This is a genomic window from Paenibacillus rubinfantis (genome assembly GCF_001486505.1).
In the GTDB taxonomy this organism is placed as follows: domain Bacteria; phylum Bacillota; class Bacilli; order Paenibacillales; family Paenibacillaceae; genus Fontibacillus; species Fontibacillus rubinfantis.
The window spans coordinates 68076-82963 of the sequence record NZ_LN909048.1 but is presented as its reverse complement, the minus strand read 5'-3'; the positions used below and the strand labels follow the sequence as shown (position 1 = coordinate 82963).

The 14888-nt window shown below is 51.5% G+C and carries 18 protein-coding genes and 1 riboswitch; of the genes, 17 read left to right on the top strand and 1 reads right to left on the bottom strand.

Going from position 1 to position 14888, the window contains the following annotated elements:
- The 9 genes from BN3277_RS26200 to rsmI all read left to right on the top strand — a co-directional run.
- The coding region (locus BN3277_RS26200) for an Orn/Lys/Arg family decarboxylase (protein ID WP_449289966.1) at positions 1 to 648 on the top strand (648 nt) is incomplete at its 5' end.
- Positions 649 to 697: 49 nt separating this feature from the next.
- On the top strand, positions 698 to 1348 hold the full coding sequence (gene tmk, locus BN3277_RS00780; RefSeq protein ID WP_059040420.1) for a dTMP kinase: 651 nt from the start codon (positions 698 to 700) through the stop codon (positions 1346 to 1348).
- 53 nt (positions 1349 to 1401) lie between these two features.
- On the top strand, positions 1402 to 1731 hold the full coding sequence (locus tag BN3277_RS00775) for a cyclic-di-AMP receptor (protein ID WP_059040419.1): 330 nt from the start codon (positions 1402 to 1404) through the stop codon (positions 1729 to 1731).
- Positions 1732 to 1948: 217 nt separating this feature from the next.
- Positions 1949 to 2392, top strand: coding sequence for a YaaR family protein (locus tag BN3277_RS00770; RefSeq protein ID WP_059040418.1), 444 nt, complete (start codon positions 1949 to 1951; stop codon positions 2390 to 2392).
- 25 nt (positions 2393 to 2417) lie between these two features.
- Complete coding sequence (gene holB / locus BN3277_RS00765) at positions 2418 to 3392, top strand: DNA polymerase III subunit delta' (RefSeq protein WP_059040417.1); 975 nt, start codon at positions 2418 to 2420, stop codon at positions 3390 to 3392.
- Between the two features lie 155 nt (positions 3393 to 3547).
- On the top strand, positions 3548 to 4348 hold the full coding sequence (locus BN3277_RS00760; protein ID WP_059040416.1) for a PSP1 domain-containing protein: 801 nt from the start codon (positions 3548 to 3550) through the stop codon (positions 4346 to 4348).
- A gap of 48 nt (positions 4349 to 4396) precedes the next feature.
- Complete coding sequence (yabA, locus tag BN3277_RS00755; RefSeq protein WP_059040415.1) at positions 4397 to 4768, top strand: DNA replication initiation control protein YabA; 372 nt, start codon at positions 4397 to 4399, stop codon at positions 4766 to 4768.
- A gap of 66 nt (positions 4769 to 4834) precedes the next feature.
- Positions 4835 to 5590: a tRNA1(Val) (adenine(37)-N6)-methyltransferase gene (locus BN3277_RS00750; RefSeq protein ID WP_059040414.1), complete on the top strand. Its 756-nt coding sequence runs from the start codon at positions 4835 to 4837 to the stop codon at positions 5588 to 5590.
- Positions 5587 to 6486, top strand: coding sequence for a 16S rRNA (cytidine(1402)-2'-O)-methyltransferase (gene rsmI, locus BN3277_RS00745; protein WP_059040413.1), 900 nt, complete (start codon positions 5587 to 5589; stop codon positions 6484 to 6486). Before BN3277_RS00750 ends, rsmI begins: the two co-directional genes overlap by 4 nt.
- Positions 6487 to 6639: 153 nt before the next feature.
- On the opposite strand, the gene BN3277_RS00740 is transcribed toward rsmI, so the two are convergent.
- Positions 6640 to 6894 (bottom strand): AbrB/MazE/SpoVT family DNA-binding domain-containing protein, encoded by a 255-nt coding sequence (locus tag BN3277_RS00740; RefSeq protein ID WP_009226360.1) that lies wholly within the window; start codon positions 6892 to 6894, stop codon positions 6640 to 6642.
- 314 nt (positions 6895 to 7208) lie between these two features.
- Here BN3277_RS00740 and BN3277_RS00735 point away from each other — a divergent pair, with 314 nt between their 5' ends.
- From BN3277_RS00735 to BN3277_RS00700, 8 genes are all read left to right on the top strand, one after another.
- Positions 7209 to 8498, top strand: coding sequence for an HD domain-containing protein (locus tag BN3277_RS00735; protein WP_059040412.1), 1290 nt, complete (start codon positions 7209 to 7211; stop codon positions 8496 to 8498).
- A gap of 17 nt (positions 8499 to 8515) precedes the next feature.
- The gene (locus tag BN3277_RS00730) at positions 8516 to 9289 is read left to right on the top strand and encodes a TatD family hydrolase (RefSeq protein WP_059040411.1); all 774 of its coding nucleotides are present in this window, start codon (positions 8516 to 8518) and stop codon (positions 9287 to 9289) included.
- A gap of 222 nt (positions 9290 to 9511) precedes the next feature.
- A riboswitch (cyclic di-AMP (ydaO/yuaA leader) is annotated at positions 9512 to 9723 on the top strand.
- A 450-nt stretch (positions 9724 to 10173) separates the two neighbouring features.
- Positions 10174 to 11310 carry a 3D domain-containing protein gene (locus BN3277_RS00725; protein ID WP_059040410.1) on the top strand — a complete coding sequence of 379 codons (1137 nt, stop codon included), beginning with the start codon at positions 10174 to 10176 and terminating at the stop codon, positions 11308 to 11310.
- Between the two features lie 211 nt (positions 11311 to 11521).
- Entirely contained in the window at positions 11522 to 12067 is a 546-nt protein-coding gene (gene rnmV / locus BN3277_RS00720; protein ID WP_059040409.1) for a ribonuclease M5, read from the top strand.
- A gap of 5 nt (positions 12068 to 12072) precedes the next feature.
- On the top strand, positions 12073 to 12969 hold the full coding sequence (rsmA, locus tag BN3277_RS00715; protein WP_059040408.1) for a 16S rRNA (adenine(1518)-N(6)/adenine(1519)-N(6))-dimethyltransferase RsmA: 897 nt from the start codon (positions 12073 to 12075) through the stop codon (positions 12967 to 12969).
- Positions 12970 to 12993: 24 nt separating this feature from the next.
- Entirely contained in the window at positions 12994 to 13911 is a 918-nt protein-coding gene (yabG, locus tag BN3277_RS00710; protein WP_059040407.1) for a sporulation peptidase YabG, read from the top strand.
- A 237-nt stretch (positions 13912 to 14148) separates the two neighbouring features.
- Complete coding sequence (gene veg, locus BN3277_RS00705) at positions 14149 to 14424, top strand: biofilm formation stimulator Veg (protein WP_059040406.1); 276 nt, start codon at positions 14149 to 14151, stop codon at positions 14422 to 14424.
- Positions 14425 to 14631: 207 nt separating this feature from the next.
- The gene (locus tag BN3277_RS00700) at positions 14632 to 14811 is read left to right on the top strand and encodes a small, acid-soluble spore protein, alpha/beta type (protein ID WP_016314706.1); all 180 of its coding nucleotides are present in this window, start codon (positions 14632 to 14634) and stop codon (positions 14809 to 14811) included.
- Positions 14812 to 14888 lie beyond the last annotated feature (77 nt).

Genomic DNA, 14888 nt, shown 5'->3' with positions numbered 1-14888 from the left:
GCGCATGTGCGGCGCGGCCTGGCCAAGCTGCCGCGCTTCGGCGTCGTTGCACCGCCGGGCGCCAGCGGAGAGGCTGCTGCATATACTATCCAAGATCCTTTGAAACTTGTTCTTTTTGATGCATACGCAGCCCATTCCGGGTATGAACTGCAAGAACGGCTCGAAGCCGAAGGTATCGTACCGGAGATGAGTGATGACCGCTATGTCGTATTGGCACTGGGTCCGGGGACAACGATGGAGGACGCCGAACGGCTGCTGCAAGCATTAAAGCGGATTGCCGAAGCTGATGAAGAATCAGGGGATTTGATGGGCTTCAGCGTCAATACGGTGCCGATCGATCCATTTTCCACGTGGAACATTGTCGATGATGGGGACCGTTTGTCGGAGGTGTCCGAGCCGGTACCGTTTAGTCTTACGCCTCTGCATTCGGCAGAGATCGAGGCGATTTCCATCGAGGAAAGCCTCGGCCGGCAAGCGGCGGAAATGATCATCCCGTATCCTCCCGGCATTCCACTGATTTACCCTGGAGAGACCATCACGGAGACACTTAAGCAGCGGTTGTTGATGCTGCGGGATTCCGGAGCCAAATGCCAGGGACCAGCCGATTCGCAGCTGCGAACGATCCAAGTCAAGAAAAGGAAAAGCTAAGCATATACTTGTACATGATTTTTTGAGAAGAAAGCAGGGAACGAACCAGATGAACCATCAAGCCAAAGGATTATTTATTACGCTCGAAGGGGGGGATGGCTCCGGCAAAACAACCGTGATGCGCGAATTGGAACAGGCGTTAGAGGAACAAGGCGTGGCGTTTATTTCAACGCGGGAACCCGGCGGCATCGAAATTGCCGAGAAGATCCGCGAGATTATTCTGAATCCGCAGCACACGGCGATGGATGCGCGGACGGAGGCCTTGTTGTACGCGGCGTCCCGGCGGCAGCATTTGGCGGAGAAGGTGGAGCCCTCCCTGGAGCGTGGGATCACCGTTCTCTGCGATCGGTTTCTGGACAGCAGCCTGGCCTATCAGGGGTATGCTCGCGGGCTGGGGATCGATGAAGTGTTGGAGATTAACCTTTTTGCCACCAAAGGTCGGTTTCCGGATCTCACCTTTTACCTCGATATTGAGCCGGAAGCCGGGTTGGCTCGGATCGCCGCTGGCGCGGGGCGTGAAGTGAACCGTCTAGACATGGAAAGTCTGCAATTTCATCAGAAGGTGCGGGAAGGATATCGAATTCTCTCCGAGATGTATCCGGAGCGGATCAAAACGATTGATGCTTCACGCAGTAAAGAGGAGGTCGCGGGCGAGATTCGAGGGTATCTTTCCGCGGCAATAAAGGATTTCTTGGCCTAGCCGTCAAATAGGTTAGTATGGTACATTTTTTATAAAACAAGGAGGTACTGCATATGAAACTGATTGTTGCGATTATCCAAGATAAAGACAGCAACCGGCTATCCAGCGCGCTCGTGAAGGAAAACTACCGGGCGACCAAGCTGGCGAGTACCGGAGGGTTTCTTCGGGCGGGGAACACGACATTTATGATCGGTGTAGACGACCATCAGGTGGATGCCGTTTTGAACGTCATCCGTACCAGTTGTAAAGTGCGGGAGCAACTCGTTACCCCGGTTACGCCGATGAGCGGTACAACCGATTCGTATCTGCCGTTGCCCGTGGAAGTGCAGGTGGGTGGGGCGACGGTGTTTGTACTCCCAGTAGACCGTTTCGAACACTTCTAATAGATGAAATCAAAAAAATTATCTTCCCATCACGAAGGGAATCAATGAAGCGAACTCGACATCGAATCTTGAACGTAGGCCGGGCTTTCCGTTGCTCACGTAGGTTCGCCTACGCTGTGCTACTCAATCCCTAGTTTCATCCAACCTTCTCGATGCTGAAAAGCCGACTTTTTAATCCTGATTTATTCTATCTAATCAACCATAGGCGGTGAACGCTTTGAAAATTGATCCGGGATACCGGCCGCTCAAAAGCGGCTTGGGGGTGACTGACAGCCCTGCCAAGCCGGTGCAATCCAAAAGCTTCTCCGATGTGATGCAGCAGCATGGTCAGCAGGCGACCCAAGAAGAGCTGAACCGGAAATTTAAAGAAATTCAAATGCAAGGGGACCGGCTTGCCCGGTCCATGACCGTTCGGGAGCTGAAGGCGTACCGGATGATGGTCAAGCGATTTCTGGAGGATACGGTTCGGCGGGGCGTCACCATCAAAGAATCCAAAGGATGGGACCGCCGCGGCCGCGGCAAACGCTACAAGCTCCTGGATGAAGTGGATGCTGCGTTGCTGGCGATGGCAGACGAACTGCTGGAGTCGGAGCAGGGCAAAATCGATCTGCTGCAAAAAATCGGTGAAATCCGCGGCATGCTGATTAATTTGTGTTTCTAGCATTGAAAGGACGAGGTCAAACGCAATGTCATTTCAAGAGATCATTGGGCAGGATACGGCCAAACAGCTGCTGCAAAGCAGTCTGAGACGCCGGGAAATCTCCCATGCCTATCTATTTAGCGGACCGCCTGGAAGCGGGCAGATGGAAATGGCCATGGCCTTCGTCCAGGCGTTGTTCTGCACTCGGGGCGGAGACGACGCTTGTGGGGAATGTCTGGAGTGCCGGAAGGTGCTTCACGGCAATCACCCTGATTTGTTTACGATCAAGCCCGACGGGGCGACGATTAAAATCGAACAAATCCGCGATCTTCAGCGGATTTTCTCTTATCGCTCAGAGAGTGGAAATCCCAAGGCTTACATTATCGACGAGTCGGAAAAAATGACGGTGCAAGCGGCAAACAGCTTGCTGAAATTTCTAGAAGAGCCGCCGTCTCCAGCCATAGCGATCCTGCTGTCCGATAATGGACGAGCCTTGCTCCCGACGATTCAGTCGCGGGCGCAGTGGGTTCCTTTTTCGCCGGTGAATCCGGAGACGATGCTCCAAATATTGGCGAATGAGGGATTTCCGTCAATCTTGGCTCGCAGTGCCGTTCACCTCGCGGCAGGACTGGGTCCATGCCGTGATTTAATCCAACAGAATTGGTTTGCAGAAATTAGAAACGTAGTGTTACAATTAGGGAAGGAAATCGCAGGCCGTGGCGGTTCTCCTTTAATTACGGCGCAGCAAACATTGTTCAAATCCGGCTTGACCGATCATTTGGACATGTTGTTCAGCCTTTTCCATTTGTGGTTCAAAGATATGATCCATGCGCTCTATCATAAACATGATCAAATCGTTTTCATAGATGAGCTTCAGTTTATTAATCAGCATGCCGCCAGCCGCAGTGCCGAACAGTGGATTGACGCCATGGCGCTAGCCGTGGAGAGCAAGAAGAAGTTGCGGCAGCATATGAATGCCAGCCTCTGCGTGGAGCAGTTTTTGATCGCCGTGGATGGATAGCGATAGGACGTGCAGCACAGACAAGACAGACCAATTGTACTTTCGCATGAAACTTTCTCCCCTGAAAGAGCAGGGTTATAGTAGTTTCTTTGGAACGCGCGCTTTGATGTAAAGCGGTTCACCAGTTTTTTAGAGCTATACGAGGGGGTTAGTTTTTGTATACTGTAGTGGGCGTCCGCTTTAAGAAAGCGGGCAAAATCTATTATTTCGATCCGCTGGAGCTCCCCGTGGAGAAGGACCAGAGCGTGATTGTTGAAACCGCGCGCGGGATCGAATATGGAAAAGTGGTGGTCGGCAAGAAGAAGGTTGGGGAATCCGATGTCGTCCTTCCGCTGAAGAAGGTCATTCGGATCGCCGACGAAGCCGACGCCCGTGTTGTCGAAGAGAACAAGTTTGCGGCAAAGAATGCTTTTGCCACATGTTTAAATAAAATCAAAGATCACGATTTAAAAATGAAGCTGGTCGACGTCGAATTTACCTTTGACCGCAATAAAATCATTTTTTACTTCACGGCGGAAGGACGCGTGGATTTTCGCGAGTTGGTTAAGGATTTGGCCAGTATCTTCCGGACCCGGATTGAACTGAGACAGATCGGTGTGCGCGACGAAGCTAAGATGCTTGGGGGAATTGGTCCTTGTGGACGTGTGCTCTGCTGTTCGTCCTGGTTGGGCGATTTTGAGCCGGTATCCATCAAGATGGCCAAGGATCAGAGCTTGTCTCTGAACCCCACGAAAATCTCCGGATTATGCGGTCGTTTGATGTGCTGCTTGAAGTTTGAGCATGATAACTACGAAAGCACCAAAGAAGAGCTTCCATCCGTAGGCAAAGTTGTGGTCACTTCGCTGGGGGACGGTAAGGTCGTTGGACTTAACGTCGGCTCCCGTACCGTGCACGTACAGCTGTTTGAAATCGGGAAAGTGAAGGAGCTTCCGCTGGACGATGTTGTCCTGAAATAGGGAGATCTTTTTCAAGATAGATTCTAGAGATGACTCTGGGGTGGGAACTTGGAGAACAAGGACATTTTCACAAGTATGCAGGCGCTGGAAACGCAAATGGGAAAAGTACACGGCGATTTAAGCAGCCTCAAGCTGGAGGTCAAGAAGCTGGTGGAAGAGAACCAGCGGCTTCGCCTCGAAAATGAACAGCTGCGCAAAATTTTAAAGCGAGAAAGCGCGGAGGGGCCGCTGCCCTTACCTGTGGCGGAAAGAACCGACGATCCGGTTCTGGCCGGCAAAGAGGCGATGGATGTCGTGGGCGAAGGTTACGACAATTTGGCGCGTCTTTACCATGAGGGCTTTCATATTTGCAATGTTTATTACGGGCATCTGCGCACCGAAGGCGACTGCCTGTTCTGCTTGTCGTTTCTGAATAAATAATGAACCGTGGGGGCGTCCCTGCGGTTTTTTTTAAATTTGGGCTGAAAAAGGATGGAGTTCAGATTCATGAACCAAATACCGATTTATGAGCAGGAACGCGTGGACGACCTGCTAACGCATGATTTGCATATCATTCAAAGCGATGAAGTGTTTAGCTTCTCCATGGATGCCGTATTGTTAGCCCGGTTTGCCCCGGTGCCGAAGTATGGAAAAATCCTGGATTTATGTACCGGCAACGGGGTGATTCCGTTACTCCTCTCAACGCGGACGGAGGCGGAGATCGAAGGGATCGAGATCCAGCCGCGGCTAGCCGATATGGCTCGTCGCAGCGTCGAAATGAACGGGCTGTCTCACCGCATCCAGATCCGCGAAGGCGACTTACGGGAGATGGTGAAGGTAACGGGCCACGGAGTTTATGATGCCATCACGGTAAATCCGCCGTACATGCCGGTGACGACAGGGGAGATGAAGCTGAATACCCATCAGGCGATCGCCCGGCATGAGATCCACTGCAGCTTGGAAGATGTGGCGGCAGCTGCGATGCGACTGGTACGGCCCGGCGGCAAGATCTCGATGGTTCATAAACCGCAACGCCTTGGTGAAATCGTAACGGTGCTGCGTCAGTATCGCATGGAGCCGAAGGTCATCCGGTTTGTGCATCCACGGGCGGGAGCGGAAGCGAATATGGTGTTGATTGAAGCACTGCGGGACGGGAAGCCGGACATGCGGGTGCTGCCGCCGTTGATCGTTTATAATGAAAACGGGGAATACTGCGAAGAAATCCTGAATATCTATTACGGGCCAAAAGAGGGTAGAGCATGAACGTTCAAGTACAAAAGAGCTTTGAATCCCCATCAGGGGTTGCAACCCAAGCGGGCTATGGAACATTGTTTCTGGTGGGTACGCCGATCGGCAATCTGGAGGATATGACTTACCGGGCCGTTCGGACCCTCCAAGAGGTGGACATCATTGCGGCGGAGGATACGCGGCAGACCCGAAAGCTGTTAACGCATTTTGACATCTCTCCGGGCAAATTGCTTAGCTATCATGAACATAATAAGACCGCCAGTGGGCCGGAACTGATACGCTTTATAATAGAAGGAAAAAATTTAGCGCTTGTCAGCGATGCCGGTCTGCCGGCCATTTCCGATCCCGGGAGCGACCTTGTGAAGCTGGCGCTGGAAGCGGGCATTTCGGTCGTTCCGGTACCGGGAGCTAATGCCGCCTTATCGGCGCTTATCGTTTCAGGACTGCCGACGGAGCGGTTTACGTTTCTTGGATTTTTGCCAAGGGATCACAAGGAGCGGGAGAAGTTACTGAAGTCGTTGGAGGATCAGGAAGGTACGATGCTGATGTACGAATCCCCGCATCGGCTGACCAAAACGGTGGAATCGCTGCTTGAGGTTTGGGGAAATCGGCGGATCGTGCTGGCGAGGGAACTGACGAAGCGGTACGAAGAAATGGCACGGGGGACGATTCAGGATTGCCTGGCCTGGCTGCAGGAGCATCCGCCCCTTGGCGAATATTGCCTTGTTGTAGAGGGCGCACACCCGGATCAAGTGAAGGAGAAACGTGACGCTTGGTGGCAGCAAATGACGGTAGAGGAGCATGTTCAGCATTATGAAACAAAAGAAGGGCTGACGCGGAAGGAAGCGATGAAAAAAGCGGCAGCAGACCGGGGGGTTGCGAAACGGGAGATCTATAATCAATTGATCTAGATCCCCATTCCTCTCCGAAATTATACAATAATAACCAAAGTACCGAAAAAAAGGGGCCTTCACTAGGCCGGGTTCAAGCCTAGGAAGGCGCCAAGGAGATATGAAAAAGGTTAGAATTAACAGTTTCAGTAAATCTATTATATACTATAATTCTTAATTTGTCACAGGGGTAGGAAGCTCGGTAATGCATTCGTGACAAACAATTTTGCCTTTGAAGTAAGTCACGTTCTCGGCATTCCCGCAGAAGATGCAAGCCGGCTCATATTTTTTCAGCATGATCCGTTCACCGTCTACATAAATTTCGAGCGCGTCCTTTTCTCCGATCCCCAAAGTGCGGCGCAATTCGATCGGAATTACAACACGGCCCAACTCGTCGACTTTTCTTACGATACCTGTGGATTTCATCATATTGATGATTGCCCCTCTCGCTATAAATTGGAATTGTCATTATTCGACATGATTCTATCTTTTATGATTTTTATAATACCAACCATTGCCAGATTAGTCAACCTATTTATGGTATAGTTCAATATTATTTCTAAAATATCGGGATACATAACACTGCAAACCGTTACTAACACTAGCAAGTTGATCATATTTTACGATTCGACATTTTGGAAAACGTTAATTTGACAGTAATCGACAACATTCGACATACCCCGACCTCTTCAGTCAGAATTCATCTTTTATTAAGGAAATTAACGGAAAAGGAGTGTTGATTTATGCATCGTCGGCTTCGCGAAGAAAAAGTGTTCAAAGACCCCGTACATAATTATATTCATGTACAGGACGAAGTGATCTGGTCCCTCATTAATACGCCGGAGTTTCAGCGCCTGCGCCGGATCCGTCAGCTTGGCACGTCTTATTTGACGTTTCATGGAGCTGAGCACAGCCGATTCTCACATTCGCTGGGTGTTTATGAGATTACGCGCCGAATTATTTCGCAGTTTGAACGAAGCGGGTATGCGGATTGGCCCCGCGGGGATAAATTGGTGGCGTTGTGTGCCGCGTTGCTGCATGATCTGGGGCACGGCCCGTTTTCCCATTCTATAGAAGAAGCGTTTCAAATGCATCATGAGGATTGGACCTGCAAAATCCTGTTGGGCGACACCGAGGTTGGCGCCGTCATGCGCGAGGTATCCGAGGATTTTCCAGATAAAGTGGCCGCGGTCATACGCAAAGATTACGAGAATCCGATCGTGGTGAATTTGGTCTCCAGTCCGCTGGATGCCGATCGAATGGATTATTTGCTGCGGGATGCCTATTTTACCGGCGTGAACTACGGGACGATTGATATGGACCGGATCCTGCGGATGCTTCGTCCTTATCAAGGGCGGGTTGTGGTTAAGGAATCAGGGATGCATGCCGTGGAAGACTATTTGATGTCACGGTATCAGATGTATTGGCAGGTGTATTTTCATCCGGTGACACGCAGCTCGGAAATCATTCTCCGGCAAATTTTACGGCGGGCCAAGGAATTGTACCGGAATGGACATATTTTCGGCTTTCTGCCGCACCCGCTTCCGGATCTTTTTCAGGGAAACATCGGCGTGGCCGATTATCTGCAGCTGGATGAGGCGTTGATGCAGACCGCATTTATGCAATGGACGAAGGAAAAGGATGAGCTGCTCAGCGACTTATGCTCCCGGTTTTTGGATCGCAAATTGTATAAATATGTAGAATTGGATACACCGGAGCTGGAAATGCTGGAGGAGATTCGGGAGGCCTTCACCCAGGTCGGACTCCACCCGGAATACGACATGGAAATTGATTTTCCGACGGATCTGCCTTATGATGTGTTCCGTCCGGATGAGGGGTTCCGTCAGAAGCAAATTTTACTGCTGGACCGCCAGGAACGAGTGCGGGAAATTTCCGAGGTTTCGGATATCGTGCGCTCCATCAGCGGCTTACATCGGGGAAAAACGCATTTGTACTATCCGGACAATAAATTGTGTGCTGTAATGGACCGGCTGCCCCAGGTGGTAGCCCGCATTTTCGAGCAACGGAATTAGGAGGATGACGACTCGTTATGTTATTTGATACGCATACGCATTTGGACGCTCCCCAATTTGACGAGGATCGCGAGGAAGTGATTGCGCGCGCCGTGGAACAAGGGGTTACGCGGATGATTAATATCGGTTTTAACCGGGAGACGATCCCTTCAACGATGAAGTTGGCGGAGACGTATGACTTCATTTACGCAGCCGTTGGCTGGCATCCGCAAGATGCGATTACGATGCAAGAAGGCGATTTGGATTGGATCGCTGAATTATGTAAGCACGAGAAGGTTGTAGCAATTGGAGAAATCGGCCTCGATTATTATTGGGATACTTCCCCCAAAGATGTCCAGCATAAGGTGTTTCGCAATCAAATTGGACTAGCCCGCAGTTTAGGGATGCCCATTTCGATCCATAATCGCGATGCTCACGAGGACGTGGTGCGTATTCTTCGCGAGGAGAAAGCCAATGAAGTTGGCGGCGTGATGCACTCCTTCTCCGGTAGTTGGGAAATTGCCAAAATGTGTCTGGATTTGGGATTTCATTTGTCGTTTGGCGGACCGATTACGTTTAAAAATGCAAAACAGCCTAAAGAAGTGTTGACGAAGACGCCGATGGACCGTTTGCTGATCGAAACAGATTCCCCATATTTAACGCCACATCCATATCGTGGGAAAAGAAATGAGTCCGCTCATGTCCGATTGGTGGCGGAAATGGCGGCCGAGCTAAAAGGGGTTACTTTTGAGGAAATCGCGGAAATAACCACTCGAAATGCATTGGAACGATTTGGTATCTCGAGGATTTGAGAGCAAACCGGACGAAAAAAAGAGGATTTCGGAAAGATTAATGCTTTTTAACCGATAAAAACGAGATCATTACATTTTTTTAACCATTTATTAAAAAAAACGTGGTTGATTCGTCCTTTACAACCTGCATCGAAACAGGATAGAATTTTTTCAGTATCGAATTTGGTTCGTTTTGGGTGGAGCTATTCCCCCTAACCTGAATCATACGATGCTTGGTTCCATGAACCAGTCTCGCTGAATCTCCTTGCCGGAGAACGGGGGAACCAATACGGACGGCGGTTGGCGTGAGCCACTCGAGTCGGTAGTTGATTTCTTTACCAGGGTCTTTGGGGTGAATTCAAGGTCATTGCGCCATGAGCGAATGAACTGAGAAAGGGCGGCTCTCTTTCGTCCGAACCCGACAGCTAACCTCGTAAGCGTATAAGAGAGGTCACTCGTGCAGCTATTACACCAAGACATTCAAGAAGCCACGAAGGAGTTCCTCTAACTCTTTCTTTAGGCTTCTTTTGTTTTGAATAAAAGTAATAGGGTCATCATACTGTTGGTAAACAGGAGGTGACGGTAGGCAAGAGAGACTGGATCAGGATGCAAAACGCGCTAAGGTAGTCAAAAAGTCATCTTTTGATCACGAAGCAGGTCAAGAAGCTAATTCGGCATCGAATCTTGAATTCAGCCGGGCCTTCCGTTGCTCACGTACCCCCAAGTACGCTGCGCTACTCAGTCCCTAGCTTCATCCAACCTTCTCGGTGCTGAAAACCTGACTTTATGACTTGATTTGAAATTTAAGGCAAGCCGCTGCGCGTTTTGTAAAAAGTAACTGTAGTCGCGTCAATCGTTATCATGCATCGACCTAGACGGCGGGACTATGAAGGAGGACGGAAGAAATGGGCATTTTCCGCAAAGAGGAGACCCATGAATCACGCTCATCCAGCATGTCTTACGCAATGCGATGGAAGCATGAGAATTTACGTCAGATTGCGCTCGTCGGCGTTCTGACCATCGCGGTAATCATCATCATCCTAATCTGGCTGTTTGGCCAGGAACATAAAGAAGTGTCCCTGATCGTGGACGGCAACGTCCAATCGGTGGAGACGAGCAAATCCAGCGTAGCCCATCTGCTGGAGGAGCAATCGATCAAGCTCAGCGCGAAGGATTCCGTATCGCTTCCGCTGGACAGCTCGCTGAAGGACGGCGACCGTATCGTCATCGTACGCGCGGTGCCGGTGAGTGTGACCGTGGACGGCGAAAATAAGGTCCACTTCACGACAAAAAGCAACGTAGAGGGCGTATTGTCGGAGCTCGGTGTCGCTTTGAAACAAGATGACAAGGTGATTCCGACATTGGAGAGCAAGGTTACCGCAAACCTGAACGTTAAGGTAGTTCGGGTAAGCAAGCAAACGGTGCAGACGAAGGAGACCGTGCCTTTTAGCGTGGTTAAAACTTCGGACGCCAATTTGCTGAAGGGCACGACGAAGGTCGTTCAGCAAGGCAGCGCCGGTCTGGTCATTCACAACATTGAGAAAACTTACGAGGACGGAAAGTTCGTGGCGAAGCGCTGGCTCGGCAAAGAGGTCTCCAAGGAGGCCCAACCGAAGGTGGTCGCTGTCGGCACGAAGAAGCCTACCGCCGTTCTGTCGGCCAGCATCAACCGTACCGCTAATGCAGTGAATATCAGCGGGCTGACAACGAAAGGCGGCGTCTCTTTTAAATATAAAAAGATACTGAAAAACGTCACGTTAACCGCCTATTCTTCGGAAGAAGACGGAATTGGTACTCGTACGGCCTCCGGCACCCGTGTGACCGAAGGCAGAACGATCGCCGTTGATAAAGACGTCGTTCCACTCGGCTGGTGGGTATACATCGAGGGGGTCGGCTTCCGTAAAGCGGAGGATACCGGCGGGGCGATCGATGGACATAAGATGGACGTCTATTTCGACAGCCTGAAGGACGCCAAGAACTTCGGCCGCAAGAAGGGCCGTACCGTTTACGTGATCGGTCCGACGAAGCCGGAATTGAATTAAGGATCCGTTCTCTCCGTTTTACAATGCGGAGGGAATGAGATAGTATTAGGATGATGAATAAGACAGTGGATTAGAAGAGGATAACATCCTCTTCTTTTTGTTATTCTTAGAGGTAGTTCAAAAAGTCGTCTTTCGATCACGAAATACGCCATGGAGCAGATTTTTTGAACATCAATAAAGAGAAGTTAGAGTGAAGGGAAGAACTTATACCATGATCAAAGAGGTCATCGTGGTGGAGGGCCGGGATGACACCGTGGCCATCAAGCGCGCCGTGGAGGCGGATACGATTGAGACCGGCGGTTCGGCCATCGGTGAAACCGTGCTGAAGAAGATCGCTATAGCGCAAGAGCGTCGGGGTGTCATCATCTTTACCGATCCGGACCATGCCGGGGAACGGATCCGCAAAATCGTGGCGGCCCGGGTGCCGGGCTGCAAGCATGCCTTCTTGCCCGAGGCCGAGGCAACGAAGCGCGGTGACATCGGCGTGGAGAACGCCTCCCCGGAGGCGATCCGCACGGCGTTGTCCCGGGTACACAGCGAAGCGCCGGGAATAGAGGCGGCCATCGACATGGAAGACTTGATCCATGCGGGGCTGATCGTACATCCGCAAGCGGCAGCACGACGTAAAGCGCTGGGTGAACTGCTGGGCATTGGATATTGTAACGGCAAGCAATTGTACAAGCGGTTATCCGTGTTCCGTATCAGCCGCGAGGAGTTTGCGGCCGCGCTGGCCGAGTTGGAGAGCAAAGGAGTTTAGAGAGTATGAACATAAGGGAAGACGTATCGACGCCGCGACGGACGAAGGAGATCATTCAGCGGCACGGTTTTTCATTCAAAAAAAGCCTGGGACAGAACTTTCTAATCGATCAGAACATCCTTGGCAAAATCGTTGCGGCAGCCGGGCTGGACGACACTAAGGGCGCGCTGGAAATCGGACCGGGCATCGGCGCGTTGACGGAGAAGCTGGCCCAGGAGGCGGGCAGGGTCGCGGCGGTTGAGATCGATCAGCGGCTGCTTCCGATCCTAGAGGAGGTCCTGGAGCCATACCCGCATGTACGCGTGATTCATGGAGACGTGCTGAAGCTGGACCTGCAGGCCTTGTTTGCGGCCGAATTCGGCGGGGTAAGCGGCGTCAGCGTGGTAGCCAACTTGCCGTATTACGTAACGACGCCGATTCTGATGAAGCTCCTCGAGGAGAAGCTGCCGTTGGAACATATCGTCGTCATGATCCAGAAGGAAGTCGCCGAACGTATGGCTGCGGCCCCTGGCGGCAAGGATTACGGCAGCCTCAGCATCGCCGTGCAATACTATAGCGTACCGGAGCTGATCTGTACGGTGCCGCACAGCGTATTTATTCCGCAGCCGAATGTGGAGTCCGCGGTGATTCGCTTGACCGTCCGGAAGACGCCGGCCGTGGCCGTAAAGGATGAGGCGTTTTTCTTCGAGGTGGTGCAGGCTTCTTTTGCCCAGCGGCGGAAGACGATTTCCAACAATCTCAAGAGCCGCTTCTTCCCGAAAGAAGGACGGGAGCGGTTGGATCAGTTGCTGGAGGAAGCCGGGATTCAGCCTTCTCGGCGGGCAGAGACGTTAAGCTTGGATGAGTTCGCCAAGCTGAGCGATACGCTCCTGAACGCGGGCGTGAAGGAACTCCGCGAGTAACCATTCCCTCTTGTCGCCCATACGATGGGGATAGAGGTGATTGACTTGACGAATTTGGGAGACTTGGTCGTCCGCAAATCATATGGTGGAGACGTCACGTTCCGGATCGAACGGATTGAGCGGAGCGAAGCTATCATCAAAGGAACAGAATTTCGGCTGCTGGCGGATGCGCCCTTAACCGATCTGGTTAGGGTAGACCCGGCTTCCCCAGGAGAGACAACGCAGCGGGCCCGGATCAAAGCAACGGAATCGCTGAAACGGTTAACCCAGGACCGCAAGGAATTGGCGGAACGCAACCGCATGGCGATTGGACGGGAGCTTTACGTGCAGGGGGAACCGGCTTATTTTGAGGTGCCGGGCAAGGTGCTGCATCTGGACGGCGATGAACGATATTTGCAAAAAAGCTTAAGCTTATACGAGAAGCTGCGCGTACCGGCTCAGGGCTATTTCGTCACGGAATCGCAAATGGCTCATGTCTTGTACCGCCTGCTGCCTGCGGTTAAGCCGGACATCGTCGTGCTGACCGGTCATGACGGCGTGTTAAAGTCGCGCCCTACCGGCGACCTGTACAATATAGCTAGCTACAAAAATTCCAAGCATTTCGTGGAGGCAATTCAAGCAGCTCGGCAATATGAGCGAAATTTCGATACGTTAACGATCGTGGCCGGCGCCTGCCAGTCGCACTTTGAGGCACTGTTGCAGGCGGGGGCCAATTTTGCGAGCTCACCGGGCCGGGTGCTGATCCATGCGCTGGATCCAGTATACATCGCTGCCAAGGCGTCGCTCACCTCGATCCGCGAGACCATCCAAATCACCGACGTGCTGAACCATACGATCAGCGGAGCACAGGGCGTCGGCGGGATCGAGACTCGCGGCAGCTATCGGATTGGGTTGCCCAAACTGAAGGATTTGTCGACGTTGAAAGTGGTGCCATCCATGTGAAATTTTCAATGTCCATCGAAAGTCCATCCATCCAACTTGTCCATGCCGGAAGGTTCTGAGGCGAACGCCCCAGGACCTTCCGGTTATTTTATTAGAGCTCCCATCGGGATATATGAAAAAATGTCGAAAAATAATCGTTGACACAGCATTTTTACTGCTGATATAATTATTTGTTTTGATTTGACAAGGTTGTGGCTTTCCTGTATAATGGACAAAGAAAGAAGGTGGTCACAGGCAATGGCTAAAAATGCGCTGTCGGAAATAAAGCATAGTCTCGACGCCCACGTAGGACAGAAAATTATGCTCCGGGCAAACGGAGGTCGCCGGAAGACCGTCGAACGCACTGGAGTTTTGGAGGAGACCTATCCTTCGGTCTTCATTGTGAAGCTGGATCAAGAGCAGCAAACCTTTAAGCGTGTGTCTTACAGTTATGCTGATATACTGACCGAATCCGTTGAAGTCATGATTTGCGACGACAACGACGGGATGAGGATTTCGTATATTAAACCGTGAACATCATGAACGAAGCAGCAAACGGTTATCGCCCAGCTGGCGAGGCCGTTTTTTTCTTGCCTGAATAATTGAGGCCAAGCCTTCAGGTCAATATAGACGGAGGTGTTCGCCTTTGGTGGACAGACTTCCCATCGTATGCTTGGACCAAAGCCGGTGTATACTAATCATCGTTCCTATATCCATGACCCCAAAGGAGGCGCACTGACCATGTCGCGAAGAAGACGCAGCGTGATGTCGGAGAACTTGAAGGTCGAATTGGCGAAGGATCTGGGATTTTACGATACCGTCCAGCAGGAAGGTTGGGGCGGCATTAAAGCGAAAGATGCGGGCAATATGGTGAAGCGGGCCATCGAGCTCGCCGAGAAGGCCGCAGCGAAACAGCAATAACCTCTGCAGCAGCGAAGCTTCCCGTCCGGGAGGCTTCGTTTTTTTCGCCGGATGAAGTAAGATAGAGGGAGAAAATT